This is a genomic window from Pseudomonas fluorescens NCIMB 11764, from assembly GCF_000293885.2.
Taxonomy (GTDB): Bacteria; Pseudomonadota; Gammaproteobacteria; order Pseudomonadales; family Pseudomonadaceae; genus Aquipseudomonas; species Aquipseudomonas fluorescens_B.
The window spans coordinates 5,183,854-5,206,698 of sequence record NZ_CP010945.1; the positions used below are offsets into that span (position 1 = coordinate 5,183,854).

Here is a 22,845-nt window from a genome sequence, read left to right on the forward strand (position 1 = left end):
AAGGATTGCTGCATGCACAATGAATTTCAGAATCGCCTGGCGGTCGTCACCGGCGCGAGCTCCGGCATTGGCCTGGCCGTCACCGAACGCCTGCTGGAACAGGGCGCTCGCGTCTTGGCAATGTCACGCCAGCTCGGTGGACTGGCGGGATTGGCGGAACGCTTCAGCGACCAGTTGGCCTGGGTCGATGGGGATGTGACCCGCCAGGAGGATCTCGACCGGTTAGCCGAGCGCGCCAAAGTCCTGGGACCGGTGGATTTCGTGGTCCCCAACGCTGGCATCGCGCAACTGGCCGATGGCCTTGATGTTTCAGCTTTCGACCGGCAATGGGCAGTGAACGGTGCAGGGGCGCTGAATACCCTGGCGTGCCTGCGCAGCCACCTGGCCGATTCCGCTTCAGTGGTATTCATTGGCACGTTCCTGGCAGGAATCACCTTTCCCGGCCTGGCCGCTTACATCGCCTCCAAGGCAGCACTGATCGCCCATGCACGAACCCTGGCGGTTGAGCTGGCCCCCTTCGGAATCCGCATCAACACCGTCTCGCCCGGCCCAACGGCCACGCCGATCTGGTCGACCCTGGGGCTCAAGACCGAAGAGTTGGGTGACGTCGCCACCGCGGTCAACCTGAGGCTGCTCGATGGGAAATTCCTCGAAGCCGGTGCGGTGGCGGACGTGATCCTGTTCCAGCTGAGTCGCGGTGCTCGCAGCGTGCATGGGCAGGACTGGATTGTCGACAGTGGTTACACGCTGCGATAAGGCGTTTCAGCTGATGTGGGATCAATCATCCCGCGTCAGCACTTCCAGCAATTCAATCTCGAAAACCAGGTTCGAATTCGGCGTGATCTTGCCCATGGTGCGCTCGCCATAGGCCAGGTGCGCCGGCACCAGCAACTTGCGCTTGCCGCCGACCTGCATGCCCATGATCCCTTGATCCCAGCCCTTGATAACCCTCCCGGTGCCAATCACACACTGGAAAGGCTTGCCTCGGCTGTAGGAAGAATCGAATTCGGTACCGTCTTCCAGCCAGCCACGATACTGGGTGGTGATCAGAGCACCTTTGACGGCGGCTTTGCCATCGCCCGGCTCAATATCGATGATTTGCAGTTCGTCGTTCATGCTTCTACTCGTTTACGGTCGCCCGGTCCGGGGCGCGGACGAAGGTTTTCGCAGAATTCTGCACCGAAGGCAATCCATGGAACCGAAGCCCTTGGCTTCCGCTCACATGAGTATCGACCTCGTGCTCAGCAAAGGACGCTCAGATGACCGATCAACGATCACCGCGCAGTTTCATTCCGCCCTACATTCTCAATCGAATCATCGCCCACGGTTCCGAGCGTCAGCGCTCCAGCGCGATGATCACCTTGACCCACGTGCGCACGCTTCGGCACACGCCGGGTTTGTCGGTGCCTTCTTCCGCTGCGGCGATCCTGCCCACTTCGGCTCAACCCGGTCAGGTCCAGCGCAGCATTCATGATGCACAAGGCAAAATGCTGCTGCCGGGAATGCCCGCGCGCCTTGAAGGCCAGCCCGCGACGGGCGACGCAGCGGTTGACGAGGCTTATGATGCAATGGGTGCCAGTCACGATTTTTTCTGGAAGGTGCTGGGGCGCGACTCCATCGACAATCAGGGTTTTGCGCTGATCGGAAGTGTGCATTACGGCCAGAATTACGAAAACGCATTCTGGAACGGCGCACAAATGGTCTTCGGGGACGGCGACGGCGAGATCTTCGAGCGCTTCACCCGCTCGCTGGATGTGATCGGCCACGAACTGAGCCACGGCGTGATCGAAAGCGAAGCCGGCCTGGTCTATGCCAACCAGTCCGGGGCATTGAATGAGTCGATATCGGATGTTTTCGGGGTGCTGATCAAGCAACGCGTGCTGGGTCAGACAGCCGCAGAGGCGGACTGGCTGATCGGCGCCGACTTGCTGACGCCTCGCATCAAGGGCGTCGGTTTGCGTTCGATGGTTCATCCGGGCACGGCTTACGACGACCCGCTGCTCGGCCAGGACCCGCAACCGGATCACATGCGCAAGTTCGTCATCACTCAGGAAGACAATGGCGGTGTGCACATCAATTCCGGCATCCCCAATCGAGCGTTTTATCTGGTGGCCGAAACCTTGGGCGGATTTGCGTGGGAGAAGGCCGGGCGCATCTGGTACGACACGCTGTGCGACAAACGTCTGCCCGGCGAAGCGTCGTTCGAGCAGTTCGCGCAACTGACCGTTGCCCACGCTCGCAACCGCTTCGGCACCGACGAAGCCCGAGCGGTAAAACACGGATGGGCCGAAGTAGGTGTTAAACCGAGTCAGGAGGGTTCATGAAAACGCTGCCAGCGCTGGGCGATGAAGCCGTCGTTCGTCTGTCCCGTCAGGGTGGTTTCGCGAGGGTCCACGCCTTGACCCGCCCCCGAGAAATCGAGTTCACGCACTGCGATCTCGATCAGCGCATGCGTATCTGCACGTTGCTGCAGGCTTGCCTGCCACTGGCCCGGGAGTCTTGCGGTCAGGGCGATCAACGCTTCTATCAAATCGAAGTGCGCTCGCGCGTCAATGATCAGGGTGGTGGTTGGGTGCTGAATGTTCCCGAGGATCAGGCACCGGGGGAACTGGTGCAGTTGTGGGACAAAGGTGTACTTCTTCAGGGGGGACCGTGCAATTGAGCAAGCGTGTGAACTAACATAAGCACACCTTTTCGTGATGATGGCACGCCATGATGGCAAACCCTGAATGAATTTTGTCTGGACCAGCGCAGCCCTCGGCTCATTAGTAGTTGCCCTGATCATCCTGCTGATCTGCCGCGAACGCTCGCAGCAAAAGCAGTTGGCCGAGTACCATGCGCTGATTACCAACCTGTCCGAACGACAAACCATCCACCAGGATGGCGACGCCGAACGCTTCAAACGCAGCCAGTATTTCGCCAGGATCGGCACCTGGGACTGGGATGTCGACACCGACCGGCTCTACTGGTCGGAAGCCATCTACGGCATGTTCGGCTTCAAGATCGGCGAAGTGACGCCCTCCTACGCCTTGTTTTGCGCCTGCGTGCACCCCGACGACCGGGTCAGGGTGCGGGCCGGTGAGCTGCGTTGCCTGGAAACCGGCGAGAATCATGACGAGGAATACCGGGTGATCTGGCCCGACGGCACCGTTCGCTGGCTACGCGAGACCGGCAACGTGGTGAAGAACGATCACGATGAAACGATCAAGATGATGGGCGTGGTCCGTGACATCACCGAGGAAAAAGCTTCCGCCAGTTACTTGCAGCACCTGGCCCACTTCGATCCGTTGACCGGCCTGCCCAATCGATTGGTGCTCGAAGAACGCCTGTCCCAAGCACTGGAGCAGGCGCGAATCACTGCCACGCGAGTAGCCCTGGTGTTCGTCGACCTCAATGGTTTCAAGGCCATCAACGACCATTACGGCCATGCCGCCGGTGACCGCGTACTTGTCACCACCGCCACGCGCCTGAAGAGGATCCTGCGCGCAACCGACACCGTCGCCCGCATCGGCGGCGACGAATTCGTGGTCATCCTCCAGGGCCTGCCTCAAGGTGGCTGCCTGCAAGACGAAGCCCGACGTATCTGCCAGAAAATTTTCGTCGAACTCTCACCGCCAGTGACCATCGGCAACGACCATCGCCACATCGGCACCAGCCTGGGCGTCGCGGTGTTTCCGGACCATGCGCCGAGCATGGACCGATTGATTCATATTGCCGACCTGGCGATGTATGAGGCTAAACGCAGCGGGAATAACCAGTATCGGCTGGGTGAGCAGACGTTGAGTCATAGTCGGGTTGAGTGAAACTGTTCAGTCGTAACCTTGGCCATAGGCAACGTCGTTGAAAACGAGTCGCTCCTGACGTCCAGTCAACGACATCGCCGTGGAGCTTTACCGCGAGCCTGGACAATGACAATCAACCGTCCATGGCCAATTGTTGCTGGCGGCCTAACGCTCCACCGGCGTGATATCCATGATCGTCCCGTTGGTGATCATCACCATCATGTACTTGTCATTGATCTGCACCCACTGCGCCTGTTCCTTCGGGGCTTTCAGGCCCTTTGCCTTCCAGTTGCCGATGGCCTTCTCGCTGCGCTGGTAAACATCCGGGGCGCGGTCGCCGACCACCAGCTCGCGGGTGTTGTTGACGCCGGGCTGGACAGTTTTTTGCGGTTCATCGGCTTGAACGATCGAGCTGATGCCGGCGATGCCTGCGACGAGGGCGAGGCTGGCGATAAGGGTCTTGCTGTTCATGGGTGAAGCTCCAGTAATGTCGTGGTCTCTGAACTCCGACTGCGGCAGCACAGAAACATTCCTTGTGGTTGCGTGACAGAGGCAACGACGCACCATTCATACAATCATTGCCATCCGGGCTGACGCCTGCCGTCGCAGCCTTTATCCTTGTGCCCCCCGCCGTACCGAGTTCTGGAGTTTCCCAATGCCCCATGAAGGCAACCTGTTGCAAGCCGCTGTCGTGTTTCTGTTCGCGGCGGTGCTCACCGTTCCTTTGGCCAAGCGCCTGCAACTGGGGGCGGTGCTGGGCTATCTGTTTGCTGGCGTGATTATCGGGCCGTCGGTGCTGGGCCTGATCGGCAATCCGCAGAGCGTCAGTCATATTTCCGAACTCGGCGTGGTGTTGCTGCTGTTCATCATTGGCCTTGAGCTGTCGCCTCGGCGCTTGTGGGTGATGCGCAAGTCAGTGTTTGGGGTCGGCCTGGCGCAGGTGCTGCTGACCGGGTCGGTGATTGGCGTGTTGGCGCTGTTCGTGTTTGGCCAGCCGTTGAACAGCGCGATTGTGCTGGGCCTGGGCCTGGCTTTGTCGTCCACTGCGTTTGGTTTGCAAAGCCTGGCGGAACGCAAGGAACTGACCAGTCCGCATGGGCGTCTTGCCTTTGCAATTCTGTTGTTCCAGGACATCGCCGCGATCCCGTTGATTGCCATGGTGCCGCTGCTGGCGGGCGGCGATCACACCAGCAGTGCGGCCGAGGATTTGAATCACGGTTTGCGGGTATTGGGCAGCATTGCGGTGGTGGTCATTGGTGGTCGCTATCTGCTGCGACCCGTGTTCCGCGTGGTGGCCAGGACCGGTTTACCGGAAGTCTCCACCGCCACCGCGTTGCTGGTGGTGATTGGCACGGCGTGGCTGATGGACCTGGTGGGCGTGTCGATGGCGCTGGGCGCGTTCCTCGCCGGTTTGCTGCTGGCGGACTCCGAGTATCGCCACGAGCTGGAAGCACAGATCGAACCCTTCAAGGGTTTGCTGCTGGGACTGTTTTTCATCAGCGTCGGCATGGGCGCGAACCTGAGTTTGCTGCTCAGCGCGCCGATCACGGTGCTGGGGCTGACACTGCTGCTGATCGCCATCAAGCTGCCGCTGCTGTTTGTGGTGGGTCGACTGGCCGGTGGCCTGGGCAAGGTCAGTGCGATTCGCCTCGGCATCGTGCTCGCCGCCGGTGGTGAATTCGCGTTCGTGGTGTTCAAGATCGGACGGGATCAGGGCTTGTTCGAGCCGCGCCTGTACGATTTGCTGGTGCTGACGATCACGCTGTCCATGGCCGTGACGCCGTTGTTGCTGCTGCTCTGCGCGCGACTGGTCACACCGAAGGTGCAACCTGTGGTGGTGCCGGAAAAATTCCGCGAGATCGACACCGACGAACCCCGCGTGGTGATCGCCGGCATGGGCCGGATGGGTCAGATCGTCGCCCGTATCCTACGAGCGCAAAATATCAAGTTCGTGGCCCTCGACACTTCGGTGGAAACCATCGAACTGTCGCGCAGTTTTGGCGGCGTACCGGTGTTCTATGGCGACCCGATGCGCCCGGAAATCCTCAGCGCGGCCAAGGTCGAGCAGGCAGAGTACTTCATCATCGCCACCGATGATCCGGACACCAACATCAAGACCGCCGAGGTGGTGCACCGGCTGTATCCACACATCAAGATCATCGCCCGCGCCCGTAACCGCCAGCATGTGCACCGGTTGGTGGACCTGGGGGCCGAGGCGATTCGGGAAACCTATTATTCGAGTCTGGAAATGAGCCGGCGCACCTTGGTAGGACTGGGGCTGACCCAGGCTCAGGCCGATGCGCGGATCAAGCGCTTCAAGCATCACGATGAACAGGTGCTGGAAGCGCAGCATGCGGTGTATGACGATGCGGCGAAGGTGTTGCAGACTGCGCAGGAAGCCAGGGCGGAACTGGCGAAGCTGTTTGAGTCCGATCAGCTGGAAGAAGAATCCAGTAAGAGTTGAAGTGAATGTGAGGGCCTCATCGCGTGCAAGCCCGCCCCCCACACTAGAGCGCATCTGGCATGCTCATTCGATCAACTGTGGGAGCGGGCTTGCTCGCGAAGAACGATAACGCGGTATATCCGAATAAATAACGACTTCAAGGAATCCACAATGGCCGCTGCCCCACCCGCCCCCGCCCTCAAGGAAATCTTCAACGCCGAGCGCCTCAAGCACATCGCCACGGAGATGACGGCGGTCTACCCCGCGTTCAACGCCAGGGCCTTCCTGAAAATGGCCAACGACGGGCTCGCCGAGTTGTCGATCATGCAGCGGATGGCCCGGGTCAGCGAGTGCCTGCACGCTGTCCTGCCGTTGAGTTATGAAGCGTCGCTGGACGTGCTGCGCGCCCTCGCCCCGCGCCTGAACAGCGGTTTCGTCAGCATCTCGCTGCCGCATTACGTCGCGACCTATGGCGGCCACGCGTTCGAGCAGTCCATGGACGCGCTCAAATACTTCACCACCTTCGGCTCCGCTGAATTCGCGATCCGCTATTTCCTGCGCAGCGACTTCGAGCGCGCGCTGGCGGTGATGCACGAGTGGTCGCTGGACGAAAACGAACACGTCCGGCGTCTGGCCAGCGAAGGCTGCCGCCCGCGTCTGCCGTGGTCATTTCGACTGGAACAGATCCAGGCTGACCCGACCCTCGCCGCCGCTATCCTCGACAACCTCAAGGCCGACGACAGCCTTTATGTGCGCAAGTCGGTGGCCAACCACTTGAACGACATCACCAAGGACCATCCCGAGTGGGTGCTGGACCTGATCGAAGGCTGGTCGCTGGACAACAGGCACACCGCGTGGATTGCCAGGCACGCCCTTCGCAGCCTGATCAAACAAGGTAACTCGCGGGCGCTGGCGATCATTGGCGCGGGTGGCAAACCCGAGGTCGAGATCATGGACGTGAACGTCGAACCGGCGGTGATTGCATTGGGGGAGAAAATCACCTTGTCCTTTACCGTTAAATCCACAGTCGAGAACAGCCAGCGACTGGTGATCGACTACACCATCGATTACGTCAAAGCCAATGGCAGCACTTCAGCGAAGGTGTTCAAACTCAAAGCGCTGACATTGCCTGGCCACACCACCGCCGTGCTCAGCCGTGGTCAGCACATCAAGGAACTCACCACCCGCAAACATTACGCGGGCAAACATGCAGTACACGTGATGGTGAACGGCGAGCGCCTGGCCAGCACGGCCTTCGAAATCCTCCCCTGAAACCCGGCGCCTACAAAGGGTTCTGGCCCAGCAGTAAAGTTTGTTCCTGCTCACACAACTCCACTACGTAATCCCACAACACCCGCAGCCGCACGGATTTGTGCAGCTCGCGGCGGGTGCTGATCCAGTAGCTGCGCTGGATGCTTTCATCCGGCAACAACGGCACCAGCTGCGGATCGGCACTGGCCATGTAGCACGGCAACACCGCGATCCCCAGGCCTGATCGCGCCGCCTGTTGCTGGGCGATGACGCTGGTGCTGTGGAAGACCACCTGCGGGTTGCGGCAGAAGCTGTTGAGGAACATCAGTTCCTGGCTGAACAGCAAATCGTCGACATAACCGATCCACGCATGGCGACCGAGGTCTTCGCGGCTGCGCAGCGGTGGTGCGCTGTCGAGATACGCCTGGCTGGCGTACAGCGCCAGGCGATAGTCGGTGAGCTTGCGCGTGACCAGCATGTCGGCGGACGGGCGTTCCAGGTGGATGCTGATCTCGGCTTCGCGGTTGAGAATGCTGACAAACCGTGGCACCGCCACCAGTTCCACTTCGAGCCCCGGATAGCGTTCGAACAGCCCGTTCATGCGACTGGCGAGGAACATGATGCCCAGCCCTTCCGTCACGCCGACGCGAATCTTGCCCAAGGGCGCCGTCGATTGGGTGATCTCCTCCTGAGCCAGCAGCGCAACGTTTTCCATCGCCTCGGCGTGTTTGAGCAGCGCTTCGCCGGCCGGGGTCATCTCGTAGCCCTGGGCATGCTGGACGAACAGCGCCGAGCCAAGGCTCTTTTCGATGGCCTCGATATGCCGGGCCACCGTGGCGTGGGTAGTGTTCAAACGGCGGGCGGCAGTGAGCAAACGCCCGCTGCGCTGCAATTCGAGAAAAAACCGCAGGTCATTCCAATCGAACATGAACCGTCCTTAGGGCTGCGCTGTTTGAAAACGCACAGCGGCTGCGCAAAAACTAACATTCTTTTGACGAAAGCTAACAACTAGGATGACCGACAACAAGAACAACAATAAGAGGTCAGGGATGCAGACTTCCCTTGAAGAATTCGACTACATCGTAGTCGGAGCCGGGCCGGCCGGTTGTTTGCTGGCCAATCGGTTATCGGCCAATCCGCAACACCGCGTGCTGCTGCTTGAAGCCGGCGGCCGCGATAACTACGCGTGGATTCACATCCCCGTGGGTTACCTGTTCTGCATCGGCAACCCGCGCACCGACTGGTGCTTCAAGACCGAAGCGCAACCCGGCCTGCAAGGTCGCGCCCTGAGTTACCCCCGTGGCAAGGTGCTCGGCGGCTGTTCCTCTATCAACGGCATGATCTACATGCGTGGCCAGGCTGGCGACTATGACCGCTGGGCCGCCGACGGCAATCCCGGCTGGAGCTGGAACGACGTCCTGCCGCTGTTCAAGAAAAGCGAAAATCACTTTGCCGGCGACTCTGAATTCCACGGTGCCGCCGGGGAATGGCGGATCGAGCGCCAGCGACTGTCATGGCCGATTCTCGATGCGTTTCGTAGCGCAGCCGAACAAAGCGGCATCGCCAGCATCGACGACTTCAACCAGGGCGACAACGAAGGTTGCGGCTACTTCCAGGTCAATCAGAAAGCCGGCATTCGCTGGAACGCGGCCAAGGCATTTCTCAAACCGGTCCGTCTCCGTCCCAACCTCACCGTACTGACCGACGTCGAAGTCGACCGCGTGCTCCTGGAAAACGGCCGCGCCTCGGCGGTCAGCACACGCTGGCAAGGCCAGGTAAAAACGTTCAAGGCACGCAAGGAAATCATCCTTTGTGCTGGCGCTGTCGGTTCACCGAGCATCCTGCAACGCTCCGGCATCGGCCCTCGCCCACTCCTGGAAAAACTGGGGATCGGCGTGGTGCATGAGCTGCCCGGCGTGGGCGGCAATCTGCAGGATCACCTGCAACTGCGGCTGATCTATAAACTGGAAAATGCCCGGACCCTGAACCAGATCGCCGGCAGCGTCTGGGGCAAAATGGGCATGGGGTTGCGTTACCTGTATGACCGCAGCGGGCCGCTGTCCATGGCGCCAAGTCAGCTCGGTGCGTTTGCCCGGTCAGGGCCGGAACAGACCTCGGCGAACCTCGAATACCACGTGCAACCCTTGTCGCTGGAACGTTTCGGCGAGCCATTGCACGCCTTCCCCGCCTTCACCGCGTCGGTCTGCGATTTGCGCCCGCAGAGCCGTGGTCGAATCGACATTCGTTCGGCGAATCCGCAGGAAGCACCGCTGATCCAACCCAATTATTTGAGCCACCCGGAAGACTTGCGCGTCGCGGCTGACGCCATACGCCTGACCCGGCGCATCGTTTCCGCCCCCGCCCTGCAAGCATTCAAGCCGGTGGAATACCTGCCCGGTGACCGCTTGCAGACTGAAGAAGAACTGCACGAAGCCGCCGCCCGCATCGGCACGACGATTTTCCATCCGGTCGGCACCTGCCGCATGGGCGACGACGCCGACGCGGTGGTCGATGCGCAGCTCAAAGTCCATGGCATCCCCGGCCTGCGCATTGCCGATGCGTCGATCATGCCGCGCATCACCTCGGGCAACACCTGTTCGCCTACGCTGATGATTGCCGAAAAAGCCGCGCAACTCATTCTTAACCCCAATACAAGGAGCAACAGCCAGGAAAGGGAACTGGTCACGAACGTCTGAATGCCGAACTCGGTCAATGTAGGCGCTGGCGAAGCCTGCGATCTTTTGGCGCCCATGGCGCGCCAGAGCATCAAGGTCAAAAGATCACAGCCTGCGGCAGCTGCTACAGGGATCGGGTAAATCAGCAAGATCGATGCAGGTAGCGTCGAATTGACAGTAGCGGCACCCGCCCACAAGGCAGGCGCCGACAGTGGAACAACAAAAACAATCACTGTGAGGGATACCGATATGTCAGAACATGTACAGCCCCTGGACATCACACGCAGCGTCGATACGAGCCGCGACACCCGCAAAGTCATTTTCGCTTCGTCACTCGGGACGGTGTTCGAGTGGTACGACTTCTTCCTCTACGGTGCCCTCGCGGCGGTCATCAGCAAACAGTTCTTCGCCGGGGTCAACGACACCACCGCGTTCATCTTTGCGCTGATGGCGTTCGCCGCCGGTTTCATCGTGCGCCCCTTCGGTGCGCTGGTGTTCGGTCGGTTGGGGGACATGATCGGGCGTAAATACACCTTCCTCGCGACCATCATCCTCATGGGTGTGGCGACGTTCTGCGTCGGGCTGCTGCCGACCTACGCCAGCATCGGCATCGCCGCGCCGATCATTCTGGTGGTGTTGCGTATGCTTCAGGGGCTGGCCCTGGGCGGTGAATACGGCGGCGCTGCGACCTATGTCGCGGAACACGCGCCCATCGGCAAACGCGGCTTCCACACCAGCTGGATTCAGTCCACTGCAACCCTCGGCTTGCTGCTGTCGCTGCTCGTGGTGCTGGGTTGCCGTTATTTCACCGGTGACCAGTTCGAAGTCTGGGGCTGGCGGATTCCGTTTCTGTTTTCGATCGTGCTGTTGGGCATCTCGACCTGGATTCGCCTGAGCCTGCACGAATCTCCTGCGTTCGTGAAAATGAAAGAGGAAGGCAAACTCTGCAAGTCGCCGCTGCGTGATTCCTTCGGTAAATGGGAAAACCTCAAAGTCGTGCTGATCGCCCTGTTCAGCATCAACGCCGGGCAAGCAGTGACGTTTTATGCGGCGCAGTTTTATGTGCTGTTCTTCCTCACCCAGTTCCTGAAAATGGATCCGGCACTGGCCAACAGCCTGTTGATCGTCAGCGTGATCATCGGTGCGCCGTTCTTCATTTTCTTTGGCTGGCTGTCGGACAAGGTCGGGCGCAAACCGGTGTTGATGATCGGCCTGTTGCTGGCCACCGCGCTGTACTTCCCGATCTTCAAGTCCATCGCTCACTACGCCAACCCGGCCATCGACCAGGCCAGTCGCCAGGCGCCGATCACCGTACTGGCCGACCCGGCCACGTGCACCTTCCAGTTCGATCCGGTGGGCAAGGCGAAATTTGACAGCCCTTGCGACAAGGTCAAAACCTTCCTGGTGAAACAGGGCTTGCCCTACACCAGTGAAGCAGCCCCGGCCGGCAGCGACGTGCAGGTCAGCGTTGGTGAGGTAAAAATCGATGGCTACGACGAAGCGGCCCTGCGCGGCGCAGTGACATTGGCGGGGTATCCGTCACAAGCGGATACGCAACAGGTCAACAAGCCGATGATCGTGGCGCTGATGGTGGTGCTGATCATCATCTCCGCCATGTGCTACGGCCCGCTGGCGGCGCTGATGGTCGAACTGTTCCCGACGCGCATCCGCTACACCTCGATGTCCCTGCCTTATCACATCGGTAATGGCTGGTTTGGCGGGTTTCTGCCGACGGTGTCCTTCGCGTTGGTGGTGTATACCGGTGACATTTTCTACGGGCTTTGGTACCCGGTAGTGATTACTGCGGTGAGCCTGGTGGTGGGGATGATTTGTTTGCGTGAGACCAAGAATGTGGATCTGGATACCAACTGACACCTGACTTGATGAATTGATTGGTAGGCCAGCCTGCTAGCGATGGTCGTTAACGATAACGCGCTGTCTGAATGAACGCGCTGTCTGGACGTCCATCGCTGGCAAGCCAGCTCCCACAGGGTTCCGCTGACATCCGCGAGTTCAAATCGGTATCCACTTCCTCAAGTGAACAGAATTACCGCAATCGCGAGCCGTTTTCGCTACTCTGACCCGAAGCATCCATCGCCCCGCCACTCACCCGACCGAGGCACCATGATCATTTCATCCGCATCCGACTACCGCGAGGCAGCCCGCCGCAAACTTCCCCGCTTCCTGTTCGACTACATCGACGGCGGCGCTTATGCCGAGCACACACTGAGGGCCAACAGCGCCGACCTGACGGGTATCAGCCTGCGTCAGCGCATCCTGAAAAACGTCGAAACCCTGAGCCTTGAAACCACCCTCTTCGACCAGCCCCTTGCGATGCCGATCATCCTCGCACCGGTCGGCCTGACAGGCATGTTCGCCCGTCGTGGCGAAGTGCAAGCGGTCAAGGCCGCACAAAACAAAGGCATCCCCCTGTGCCTGTCAACGGTCTCGGTGTGCTCGATCGAAGAAGTGGCGGCCCAAACCCAACAATCCATCTGGTTTCAGCTGTATGTACTGAAAGACAGAGGCTTCATGAAAAATGCCCTGGAGCGGGCCAAGGCCGCCGGGGTGAAAAACCTGGTGTTCACCGTCGATATGCCCACGCCCGGCGCGCGCTACCGGGACGCACACTCGGGGATGTCCGGGCCTTTTGCGTCTTCGCGAAGAATCCTGCAAGCCATGACCAAACCCGACTGGGCCTTCAACGTCGGCCTGATGGGTCGTCCGCATGACTTGGGCAACATCTCGAAGTACCTCGGCAAAGCCGTCACCCTCGAAGACTACATGGGCTGGCTGGCCAACAACTTCGACCCGTCGATCAGCTGGAGCGATCTGGAATGGATACGGGATTTCTGGAAAGGCCCGATGATCATCAAAGGCATCCTCGACCCTCAGGATGCCCGGGACGCAGTCAGCTTTGGCGCGGACGGCATTGTGGTGTCGAACCACGGCGGGCGGCAGCTGGACGGCGTGCTCTCCACCACCAAGGCATTACCGCCGATCATGCAAGCGGTGGGCAATGACCTGACGGTGCTGGTCGACTCGGGAATCCGCTCGGGGCTCGATGTCGTGAGGATGCTGGCGCTGGGCGCGAAAGGCGTGTTGCTTGGGCGTTCCATGGCGTACGCGCTGGCCGCCGACGGTCAACGCGGGGTGGAAAACATGCTGGACATTTTCGCCAAAGAGATGCGCGTGGCGATGACGTTGACCGGGGTCACTTCGATTGGTCAGATTGATGAATCGACGCTGGTGCAGGCGGTTCGGTGAGCTGATCGCAATCATTAAAAAGCCGCGCAATGGCGCGGCTTTTCCCGAGAGGCGAGCGTCAGAAACTCGCTTTGACCGACACCATGAAGTTGCGTGGGTCGCCGTAATAGTTGCCGAAGCTCTCGGTACCGATGGTGGTGTAATAACGCTTGTCGAACAGGTTGTTGCCGTTCAACGCCACCGACCAGGTGTCGTCGATGCGGTAGCCGATCCGACCGTTCCAGATCGCATAACCTGACTGAGTGATCTTGTCGCCAGTGGCCGGAGAGACGCGGAAATTATCGCTTTGCGCGTTGACGCCGGCACCCAGGGTGAACCGCTCGAGAGCACCGCCCAGCGCGTAATCCCCCCACATGCGCAACACGTGTCTCGGCACATAACTGTTGAACGCGGCGCCGTTCAGGCTGGTGTCGATGTCGTCGAGGGTCTTGGTCTGGGTGTAGGTGTAACCCGCGAGCAATTGCAATCGTTCGATCACTTCACCGCTGATCTCGGCCTCGAAGCCCTGGGCGCGCACTTTTCCCGCGTTGACATAGCAGTAGCCATCCGATGACGGGCAAGAGGAATTGAAGTCCGTCTGCGCCTGGTCCTTCTGGATGGTGCGGAAAAGGTTGAACGAGCTGTTCAGGCGACCATCGAACCAGGCGCCCTTGATCCCCAATTCATAACTCTGCCCCACCAGCGGTTTGAGGGCCGAACCGTCTTCCGAACGAAAGTTGCCTTGAGGGGTAAAGATATCCGAGTAGCTGGCGTAAGCCGTCAGGTGCTCGTTCAGGTCCAGCAGCACGCCGGCAAATGGCGTGACCTGGCCTGTCTCCGTGGTGCTGGCGTGTTCCGAGGTGCCTGTATTGATGAAGTCGTAGTCGGTTTCCGAGTTGTACCAGCTCACACGACCGCCGACGACGAGGGTCAACGGATCTGCCAGTTTCAGGCGCAACGTCGAGTAAACGCCTTTCTGTTTGGTCACGGAATTGACCGGCCCGCCGCGAGACGAGTTGTCGATGAAGTAGCTGTCGTCCGGTTCAGGAACATGCTTGTCGGGGTTGAACACATTCTGCCGCTGCGGCAGAAACGCCACTGAGTAGAAGTCGTCTTTTTTCGCACGGCTGGCGTTGAAACCTGCCACCAATTCGTGTTGTTGGCCGAACGCGTCGAACTTGCCGTCCACGTAAGCATCCAGGCCGTAATCGACCTGGTCGTAGTCATACATACTGCCGAGCATACCCGTGGTGTTGGTGCCGGGAGTCACCGCGCCTGAGGCAAACGCGTATTTGATGTCCTGGGTGTTTTTGGTGTAAACGCTTGCGACCTTCAAGGACCAGTCTTCGTTGATTTGATGTTTCAGATCGCTGAAGACGGTGGTGCGCTGGCTGCGCCAGGTGTTCCAGGAAGGGTCGAGGCAGCTGGAGCGGCTGAGTTTCAGGTCACTGCGATCCCGGTAACGCGGCAGACCGCCCCAGCAGGGATTGGCGTCGACGTCTTCATAGGCAACGCCCAGCCCGAGTGTCGTGTCGGGGCTCACATCAAAATCGAGGGCACCGTAATACACCTGATCCTTGCGACTGGCGTCGTCCACAAAGTAATGCCGGCTCTGCTCGGCGACTACCGCCCGGCCGCGCACCGTGCCGGAGTCGTTCAGCGGTCCGCCGGTGTCGACCTGTCCGCGATAATTGTCCCAACTGCCACCGGACAGCGTGATGTCCGTATGCGGCGCGGTCTGGCCGCGCTTGCGCACGAAATTCACCCCGCCGGCCGTGCCACCCGAACCCTTCATCATGCCCGCGGCACCACGAAGGATTTCGACCCGATCGTAATACGCCATGTCACCACTGAAACTGTCGGCCTGAACATAAAGGTTGCCCATATCCAGCGGCACGCCGTCGTACTGGTACTGGCCCGACATACGGAAGCCGCGCGAATAGAAATATTTGCCGCCCATGGTCGAGTCGTAGACAGTAATGCCCGGCGTCTTTTCCATGACCTGTTCGATGGTGTTGAGGTTCTGGTCGTCAAGCATCTTGCGGGTCATCACCGTGACCGATTGCGGCGTTTCCTTGAGCGAGTGCTCGCCCTTGCCGATGGTCACCGCGCCCGTGGTGTACGAGCCGCTGTACTCGGTGGTCGCGCCCAGCATCTGCCCGTTGATGTTGGTCGCCCCCAGTTCCAGTGCCGAGCCGGTGGCCGGTACTGGCCGCAGCACGTAAGTGCCGTTGGCCTGGGGTTCGGCTTGCAGACCGCTGCCGCCCAGAATTCGCGCGAATCCTTCACTCACACCGAACGCCCCCTTGAGTCCGGGGGACTTCAGCCCTTCGGTTTGTCGCGCATCAAAGGAAATGGCGGCGCCCGCCGCACTGGCGAAATGACTGAGGACTTCGGTCAGACTGCCGCCAGCAATGTCGAAGGATTGAACCGAAGTTTGCTGTTGCGCCGCCATCGCCGCGACCGGCCATACGCACATCGACGTTGCCGCGATCAATCCGACGTTCACTGCAATCGCCAGACGACCTGACGTGTAGACCCGAGACATGCTTACCCTCCCCCAAAGATCATCAATAAAACTCACTGAGGGATGAGCCGAACGATGTGAATGAAAAGTGCAAAAGACTGAAATTATTTTTTGTCGCCTCAGCCGGAAACATTGACCCAATAGCGACTGAATCGGCTGATACGCAGGGAAAAACCGCTTTCCAGCGCAGCCAGCGCCAGGTCCGTGTTATCGATGGGGAACGCCCCGGACACCTTCAGATGGGCAATGCGCGGATCACAGCGCAGCACGCCAGTGCGATAGCGCGACAGGTCGGCCAGCAACTCGGCCAACGGACGATTGATGGCGATGATGCTGCCCTGCTGCCAGGCGCCCGTCGAAGCATCATTGCGCCGTACCGTCCCCAGTGAAGCAGGATTGAAACTCAGGGACTGGCCAGCCTCGAGGCGCACCTTCGGGCCAACGCCAGATGAAGTCACTTCCACCGCCTTCTCAAGCACGGCCACCTCGCCGTCCTGATGCCCGGACCGGACGATAAACCGTGTCCCCAGCGCCAGCACCTCGCCATGGCGAGTGACCACCTTGAACGGTCGCTGCGAAGGATCGACAGCGGTCGTGACAAGCATCTCGCCCCACAACAGTTCCAGCACCCGTTGGTGCCCATCGAAACGCAGGTTGACCGACGTGTCGGTATTCAGCAGCAATGAACTGCCATCCGCCAGGCGGAACTCCCGGCGCTCACCCACGGCAGTGCGGAAATCGGCGAACAGGTTCTGGCTTGTTTCACTGCGCCATCCCAACCAACCCAGCGAACCGGCCGAGGCCAGTACCACGACACTACGCAACACCTGCCGACGCGAGCTGTCAGCGCCGCGCAAGGCCGGTGAGGCCAAGGCGCCAGGCACGCGACTCATTTGCTCGCCGACGGCGGCCATGCGCTGCCAGGCTTGAGTGTGCACAGGGTCGGCGAGCAGCCATTCGTTCCATGCCGCGCGATCGGTGTCGGTCGCGACACCTGACTGTAGGCGTGCATACCACTGAGCCGCGACACTGATCGCCTTCAATTCGGCGGGTGAAAGGCTCATGCCAGCTGCAACTGGATTTGCATCAGACAGCAATGCTCCATGGCCTTGGCCATGTGATTGTTGATGGTGCGCACGCTGACGCCCAGGCGCTGGGCAATCTGCGGGTAGGTCAGGCCTTCGAACTGAGACAGAATGAACGCCTGTTTGACCTTCGGCCCCAACCCTTGCAGCAAACGATCGATTTCCATCAGGGCTTGCAGCAGGATCGCCTGCTCTTCCAGCGAAGGTTGTTGCCCTTCGGGCATGGCCGCCAAGGCTTCCAGATACGACTGTTCCAGCGAACGCCGGCGGAACAGGTCAATCAACAAGCCCTTGGCGATCATCGACAGGTACGGCCGCGGCTCGCGTATCTCCAGCGCGTTGCGCGCCTTGATCACCCGGACGAAGGTGTCCTGCGCCAGATCCGCCGCATCGAAGGCGTTACCCAAGCGCTTGCGCAGCCAGCCATTAAGCCAACTGTGGTGGTCGCAATACAGATCATTGACGGCGCTGCGCAGGGACAAATCGTTGGCGGACATGACAATGGAATAATTCGCGACTGATAATGAATCGCATTGTCATCGGTACAGGAGGTGATTGGCAATAGCTGTATTGGCCAAACCCCGCCTCACCCGTAGGTGTGACGGGGTTGTCAGCCTTAGAAGCTCTATCTTCGCTGAAGCGCCCCTCATTCAATGTTTTCGAGAATCTCGAACTTCACTTGATCGGGATAGAAGGCCACATGATTCTTGATTTGTTCTACCGACACTTTGGGGTTTTCATAACTCCATGCCGCATTGGCCCCCTCATGCCCCGTAATCTGCAGGCTGAAATAGCTCGCGTCGCCCTTGTAAGGGCAATAGCTGGTGTGATCGGTGCGGGCAAAATACTGCTCGTGGATGTCCTCCCGCGGGACGTAATACACCGGAGGGTAATTGGCCTCCAGCAGCACCCGCGCGCGGGTGGAAGCGGCCACCTGAATACCGTGAAACTTCACCAGCAGGGTGCCTGGCTGCTCGCCAATGGTGATGACAGGACTGGGACCGGAGCTTTTCATGAAATGCGTTCCTCGGGACGATGATAAACCTGTGGGAGCGTGCGAGCGGCGGTCCGACTTGCCCGCGATGGGGCGCGCAGAGGCCCCAAAACGTGAGAACACAGCTTCAGGTATAACCCAGATTTTTCCATCACGACGGCTTCGCAGCCGAACGGGATCAAGTGCTTTATCCGTCCGTGGACCGGCTCACCGCTTCCCACGCCTCGATTTCACGCGTCATCGCCTCCAGCCGCTCGCGCACCAGCTGCAGCGCATCGCTACCGAGCAACAGGTGCGCAGGTGGCGCCTCACTGTCAATCAACGTCAGCATGGCTCGGGCGGCTTTCACCGGATCGCCCAACTGTTTGCCGCTCTTGTTCTGCCGTGCGCTACGGATCGGGTCGAAAGTGGCATCGTATTCGGCAATGCTGCGTTCGGATCGGCGCATTGAACGCCCGGCCCAATCAGTGCGAAACGATCCCGGTGCAACGGCCGTGACTGCGATGCCGAATGGCTTGAGTTCCTTGTTCAAGGTGTCGGAAATCCCCTCCAGTGCAAATTTGCTCCCGCAGTAATAGGCAATGCCAGGCATCGTGATGAAACCGCCCATGGACGTGATGTTGATGATGTGCCCTGCCCGGCGCTGGCGAAAAAAGGGCACGAAAGCCTTGGTCACCGCCACCGCGCCGAACACATTCACCTCAAACTGCTGGCGCATTTCTTCAAGGGCCGACTCTTCGAAAATACCTTCGTGACCATAACCAGCGTTATTGACCAATACATGCACCGGGCCGAGGCTGGCTTCGACCTCGGCCACCACCGCGTCGATCCGCGCGAAGTCAGTGACATCCAGGCATCGACCGAAAGCCTGTTTCGAGGCATGCGCCTCGAACTCAACCCGCGCCGATTCGCTGCGCACAGTGCCGATCACCCGATGCCCCGCCGCAAGTGCCTCGTTGGCCAACGCCTTGCCGAAACCGCTGCTGACGCCGGTGATGAAGAGGGTCTTTTTTGTACTCATGTTCACATTCCACCCAGGTAGTGCTGCCGCACAGCGCGACAGTCAGGCTCGACACCATGTTAGAAGTGCGCACGCGCTGACTGAACGCTTATTGCTGTGAGTTATTTGCCTAATCCTATGGATTGATTGCTTTACACAGACGGCAGGGCCACATTCAAGCCCAATGAACACGCAGCAGGACCGAACCGTGAACCCATCAGCCGTAGATCAAAACGATTGCCAGCAACGGATGATCGACCTGCTCAGCCGACTCGCTCCGGACGAAGGCTACAACCTTACCGCGCTGGCGGATGTGCGTTTGCTGCGCTCAAACCGTCCGCTGCATCGCACCCCGGTGCTTTACGATCCGGGCATCGTCATCGTCTGCCAGGGGCGCAAACGCGGCTATTGGGGGGAAACGACCTACGTCTACGATGCCCGGCATTATCTGGCGGTGACCGTCCCGGTTCCCTTCACCATGGAAACCGACGCCAGCGAGGACGAACCGCTGCTGGCGATCTATCTGCATCTGGACTTCAACCTCGTCGCCGAACTGATGTTGCAACTCGACGACCAACCGTCGGCCGCGCCCCAAGGCATGTTCGCCTCGCCCATGGAACCGCGCCTGAGCCAATCGGTCCTGAGGCTGCTGGAGGCGCTTGACTCGCCGCTGGACAGTCGCCTGCTCGGACCGGCGCTGGTGCGCGAGGTTTATTACCGGATTCTTACCGGCGCTCAGGGCGGTTCGATGCGCGCCGCCCTCAGCGCCAAAGGCCGATTTGGCCGTATATCCCTGGCCCTGCGAAAAATCCACGCCAGCCTCGGCGAACGGTTGGAGGTGGAAGACCTGGCCAGGGAGGCCAACATGAGCGTGCCGACCTTCCACGCGCATTTCAAAGCGATCACCCACACTTCGCCGATGCAGTACCTGAAGACCACGCGCCTGCATCAGGCCCGCCTGTTGATGGCGCGCAACGGCTGCAGCGTCGCGTCGGCCGCTTCGCAAGTCGGCTATGAAAGCGGTTCGCAGTTCAGTCGCGAATTCAAAAGGCTGTTCGGTCGTACGCCCACCGATGAGGTGACGCGAATGAAAGGCTCGTTCGCCCTGCCGCCTCTGGAGAACGCGCAGTTTGTGTCCTCCCATTGAGCGCCTCGATCTGCAGATCGTTGCAATGTCTGGACATGCACAAGCTGTACATCCATACAGATAAAGATTGCTCCATCGCTCATCAGCCGCCATTCTGTGCACCTTCCGGCAGCTGATGAACGATGGTGGTTATGCGGTTGTACCTCTGTGAAAAACCTTCCCAGGCCAAAGACATTGCGGCCGTGCTCGGCGCTCGGCGTCGCGGCGACGGCTGCTGGCTGGGAACGGACGTCACGGTAACCTGGTGCATCGGCCATCTGCTGGAAACCGCGCCGCCGGATGCCTACGACGCACGTTACAAGCGCTGGGTGTTGGCGGATCTGCCGATCATTCCGGACAAATGGAAAATGACCGTCAAACCGCGCACCGCCAGTCAATACAAGGCCGTCAAACGCTTGCTTGGCGAGGCTGATGAGCTGGTGATCGCCACCGATGCCGACCGTGAGGGCGAAATGATCGCCCGGGAACTGGTGGAGCATTGCCGTTATCGCGGGCCGATCCAGCGATTGTGGCTGTCGGCGCTGGACGATGCGTCGATCCGCAAGGCGTTGGCTGCACTGAAACCGGGAGCGGAGACGTTCAGTCTCTATCATTCGGCATTGGGCCGTTCACGGGCCGACTGGCTGATCGGGATGAACATGAGCCGGTTGTTCACGCTGCTGGGGCGCCAGTCCGGCTACCAGGGCGTGTTGCCGGTCGGTCGGGTGCAAACGCCGACCCTGCGGCTGGTCGTGGATCGCGACCGCAGCATTGCCGATTTCGTCCCCGTGGCTTATTGGGCCATCGACGTGCAGCTGCTGCACGATGGCACCGCGTTCACCGCACAGTGGCGCGCGGCCTCCGACGCTTGCGACGATCAGGATCGCTGCCTCGACCAGGCGCTCGCGCAACAAGCGGCGGCGGCGATTGGCAATGCGGCGAGTGCCCGGGTGATCAAGCTGCGTACCGAGCGGATGCGAGAAGTGGCGCCGCTGCCGTTCGATCTGGGCACCTTGCAGGAAGTCTGCTCGAAGAAGCTTGGCCTCGGCGCCCAGGAAACGCTCGACATCGCCCAGGCGCTTTACGAAACCCACAAGGTCATTACCTATCCGCGCAGTGATTGCGGCTACCTGCCTGTCAGTCAACACAGCGAAGCGCCAGGTATTCTGGCAGCGTTGAGGCAGGCTGATCCGGCCCTCAACGCCTTGCAGGACTACCTGGAACCCCAGCGCCGCTCACGGGCGTGGAACGATGCGAAAGTCAGCGCTCACCACGGCATCATCCCCACTGCCGCGGCAAAAAACCTTGATCGGCTGGCGGGCAAGCAGCGTGCGGTCTATACCCTGATCCGTGCACGTTATCTGGCGCAGTTTCTGCCCAATCATGAATACGACCGGACCCAGGCCGACTTCGACTGCGCCGGTCAAGCCTTGCGCGCCGTCGGCAAGCAGATCATCGAGCCTGGCTGGAAACGCGCCCTGCCCGAGGCCCTCGCCCCGGCCAAGGGCCGCGAAGCGCCAGCGCCACAAACCTTGCCGACATTGGCCGAAGGACGTGAGTGCACGGTGGCCGAGGTGAAGCTCAAGGACCTCTGGACCCAGCCGCCCAAACCCTTCACCGAAGGTGACTTGATCAAAGCGATGAAGAACGTCGCCAAACTGGTGGAAGACCCACTGCTCAAGCAGAAACTCAAGGACACCACCGGGATCGGCACCGAAGCCACCCGCGCCTCGATCATCCAGGGCCTGCTCGACCGCGGTTACCTGATCAAGAACGGGAAGGCACTGGCCGCGACGCCGGCCGCCTTCAGCCTGATCGACGCGGTGCCACGTGCCATTGCCGATCCGGGCACCACGGCGATCTGGGAACAGGCGCTGGACATGGTGCAAAGCGGCGAAATGAGCCTGGAAGAGTTCGTCACCAAACAAGCCGCGTGGATGAGCAAGCAGGTGGCCCGCTGCGCCGGCCTCAGCCTGACCATCAGCGGCCCGGCAAGCCCGGCCGGGCGCGGTGGCGCGCCATGGAAAAACAAACGCAAACCGGCCAAGCGCAAACCCGCGACTGCTGGCACGCGCGCAGCAAAACCGGCGAGCAAGGCGTGATCGGGCAATGGTCTACTGTTCATCAGATCCGCTGACATCAGGAGCGAGCCCGCATGCCCTCGATTGAACTGCACGCCGCACAGCGCGATGAACTGGAAACCATTGAAAACCTGATGCAGTTCTACCTGCACGACTTCAGCGAATGGCTGCCGCTGAAACTCGGCGCGAATGGTTTCTTCAACCTCCAGGACCAACAGGATTACTGGCGAAACCCTGCCACCCGCCCCTTTTTGATCAAGGTCGATGGGGAACTGGCCGGTTTCGTGACCGTGGATGACCGCACCCATCTTCCCGGCGCCGAGCACAACATCGGCTACCTGTTCGTCAGCCGCCGCTTTCGTGGCCAAGGTGTCGCGACGTTTGTCGCATCCACCCTCTTGAGCCAGCTCCCCGGTCAATGGCAGATTTTCCACATCGACGCCAATCAGCCCGCGCGTTTGTTCTGGGCGAGTGTGATTGACGATCTCACCGGCGGCACGTACACACGGCATCAGCAGCCGGTAGACGATTTCCCCTGCACCTTTTATCGCTTCCAAAGCTCACCGCTATCGTCCTGAGTGACGTTCTCCAGTTCCGCTTTCTCATTCCAAACAGCTTTGTCCGACAATATGTAG

20 protein-coding genes are annotated in these 22,845 nt (G+C 60.2%); 12 read left to right on the top strand and 8 right to left on the bottom strand.

The features are described from left to right. The first annotated feature begins 12 nt into the window (after positions 1 to 12). Positions 13 to 756 carry an SDR family NAD(P)-dependent oxidoreductase gene (locus tag B723_RS23510; RefSeq protein WP_017339483.1) on the top strand — a complete coding sequence of 248 codons (744 nt, stop codon included), beginning with the start codon at positions 13 to 15 and terminating at the stop codon, positions 754 to 756. Between the two features lie 21 nt (positions 757 to 777). Here B723_RS23510 and B723_RS23515 read toward each other — a convergent pair whose 3' ends face one another. Further along, positions 778 to 1,116, bottom strand: coding sequence for an FKBP-type peptidyl-prolyl cis-trans isomerase (locus B723_RS23515; RefSeq protein WP_017339484.1), 339 nt, complete (start codon positions 1,114 to 1,116; stop codon positions 778 to 780). 143 nt (positions 1,117 to 1,259) lie between these two features. On the opposite strand from B723_RS23515, the gene B723_RS23520 reads away from it, so the two are divergent. The 3 genes from B723_RS23520 to B723_RS23530 all read left to right on the top strand — a co-directional run bounded on the left by B723_RS23520 (position 1,260) and on the right by B723_RS23530 (position 3,803). Then, a complete protein-coding gene (locus B723_RS23520; RefSeq protein WP_017339485.1) occupies positions 1,260 to 2,324 on the top strand; it encodes a M4 family metallopeptidase in 1,065 nt (354 codons plus the stop codon). Continuing rightward, positions 2,321 to 2,662 (top strand): protealysin inhibitor emfourin, encoded by a 342-nt coding sequence (locus B723_RS23525; RefSeq protein WP_017339486.1) that lies wholly within the window; start codon positions 2,321 to 2,323, stop codon positions 2,660 to 2,662. The genes B723_RS23520 and B723_RS23525 overlap by 4 nt, the downstream gene beginning before the upstream one ends. Before the next feature lie 67 nt (positions 2,663 to 2,729). Continuing rightward, positions 2,730 to 3,803: a sensor domain-containing diguanylate cyclase gene (locus B723_RS23530; RefSeq protein WP_017339487.1), complete on the top strand. Its 1,074-nt coding sequence runs from the start codon at positions 2,730 to 2,732 to the stop codon at positions 3,801 to 3,803. A gap of 144 nt (positions 3,804 to 3,947) precedes the next feature. On the opposite strand, the gene B723_RS23535 is transcribed toward B723_RS23530, so the two are convergent. Then, a complete protein-coding gene (locus tag B723_RS23535; RefSeq protein WP_017339488.1) occupies positions 3,948 to 4,253 on the bottom strand; it encodes an RcnB family protein in 306 nt (101 codons plus the stop codon). Between the two features lie 184 nt (positions 4,254 to 4,437). Between B723_RS23535 and B723_RS23540 the strand changes: the two genes are divergently transcribed. Beyond that, positions 4,438 to 6,246, top strand: coding sequence for a monovalent cation:proton antiporter-2 (CPA2) family protein (locus tag B723_RS23540; protein ID WP_017339489.1), 1,809 nt, complete (start codon positions 4,438 to 4,440; stop codon positions 6,244 to 6,246). 150 nt (positions 6,247 to 6,396) lie between these two features. Beyond that, positions 6,397 to 7,497, top strand: coding sequence for a DNA alkylation repair protein (locus B723_RS23545; RefSeq protein ID WP_017339490.1), 1,101 nt, complete (start codon positions 6,397 to 6,399; stop codon positions 7,495 to 7,497). Between the two features lie 10 nt (positions 7,498 to 7,507). Here the strand turns inward: B723_RS23545 and B723_RS23550 are convergent, their stop codons facing one another. Beyond that, complete coding sequence (locus tag B723_RS23550; protein ID WP_017339491.1) at positions 7,508 to 8,404, bottom strand: LysR family transcriptional regulator; 897 nt, start codon at positions 8,402 to 8,404, stop codon at positions 7,508 to 7,510. A gap of 121 nt (positions 8,405 to 8,525) precedes the next feature. Between B723_RS23550 and B723_RS23555 the strand changes: the two genes are divergently transcribed. The 3 genes from B723_RS23555 (at position 8,526) to lldD (ending at position 13,418) form a co-directional block, all read left to right on the top strand. Continuing rightward, entirely contained in the window at positions 8,526 to 10,172 is a 1,647-nt protein-coding gene (locus B723_RS23555; protein ID WP_017339492.1) for a GMC family oxidoreductase, read from the top strand. A 228-nt stretch (positions 10,173 to 10,400) separates the two neighbouring features. Continuing rightward, positions 10,401 to 12,023 carry an MFS transporter gene (locus B723_RS23560; RefSeq protein ID WP_017339493.1) on the top strand — a complete coding sequence of 541 codons (1,623 nt, stop codon included), beginning with the start codon at positions 10,401 to 10,403 and terminating at the stop codon, positions 12,021 to 12,023. A gap of 252 nt (positions 12,024 to 12,275) precedes the next feature. Then, the gene (gene lldD / locus B723_RS23565; protein WP_017339494.1) at positions 12,276 to 13,418 is read left to right on the top strand and encodes an FMN-dependent L-lactate dehydrogenase LldD; all 1,143 of its coding nucleotides are present in this window, start codon (positions 12,276 to 12,278) and stop codon (positions 13,416 to 13,418) included. A 58-nt stretch (positions 13,419 to 13,476) separates the two neighbouring features. Here the strand turns inward: lldD and B723_RS23570 are convergent, their stop codons facing one another. From B723_RS23570 to B723_RS23590, 5 genes are all read right to left on the bottom strand, one after another. Continuing rightward, positions 13,477 to 15,945: a TonB-dependent siderophore receptor gene (locus B723_RS23570; RefSeq protein ID WP_017339495.1), complete on the bottom strand. Its 2,469-nt coding sequence runs from the start codon at positions 15,943 to 15,945 to the stop codon at positions 13,477 to 13,479. A gap of 98 nt (positions 15,946 to 16,043) precedes the next feature. Next, positions 16,044 to 16,988, bottom strand: coding sequence for a FecR domain-containing protein (locus B723_RS23575; RefSeq protein ID WP_031319008.1), 945 nt, complete (start codon positions 16,986 to 16,988; stop codon positions 16,044 to 16,046). Beyond that, positions 16,985 to 17,506, bottom strand: coding sequence for a sigma-70 family RNA polymerase sigma factor (locus B723_RS23580; RefSeq protein ID WP_017339497.1), 522 nt, complete (start codon positions 17,504 to 17,506; stop codon positions 16,985 to 16,987). The genes B723_RS23575 and B723_RS23580 overlap by 4 nt, the downstream gene beginning before the upstream one ends. 149 nt (positions 17,507 to 17,655) lie before the next feature. Further along, the gene (locus tag B723_RS23585) at positions 17,656 to 18,024 is read right to left on the bottom strand and encodes a DUF427 domain-containing protein (RefSeq protein WP_017339498.1); all 369 of its coding nucleotides are present in this window, start codon (positions 18,022 to 18,024) and stop codon (positions 17,656 to 17,658) included. Between the two features lie 166 nt (positions 18,025 to 18,190). Then, complete coding sequence (locus B723_RS23590; RefSeq protein ID WP_017339499.1) at positions 18,191 to 19,024, bottom strand: oxidoreductase; 834 nt, start codon at positions 19,022 to 19,024, stop codon at positions 18,191 to 18,193. Between the two features lie 229 nt (positions 19,025 to 19,253). Between B723_RS23590 and B723_RS23595 the strand changes: the two genes are divergently transcribed. The 3 genes from B723_RS23595 (at position 19,254) to B723_RS23605 (ending at position 22,788) form a co-directional block, all read left to right on the top strand. Beyond that, a complete protein-coding gene (locus B723_RS23595; RefSeq protein WP_017339500.1) occupies positions 19,254 to 20,150 on the top strand; it encodes an AraC family transcriptional regulator in 897 nt (298 codons plus the stop codon). Between the two features lie 131 nt (positions 20,151 to 20,281). Next, positions 20,282 to 22,231, top strand: a complete 1,950-nt coding sequence (locus tag B723_RS23600) for a DNA topoisomerase III (protein ID WP_017339501.1) — start codon at positions 20,282 to 20,284, stop codon at positions 22,229 to 22,231. A gap of 53 nt (positions 22,232 to 22,284) precedes the next feature. Further along, the gene (locus B723_RS23605; RefSeq protein ID WP_017339502.1) at positions 22,285 to 22,788 is read left to right on the top strand and encodes a GNAT family N-acetyltransferase; all 504 of its coding nucleotides are present in this window, start codon (positions 22,285 to 22,287) and stop codon (positions 22,786 to 22,788) included. Positions 22,789 to 22,845 lie beyond the last annotated feature (57 nt).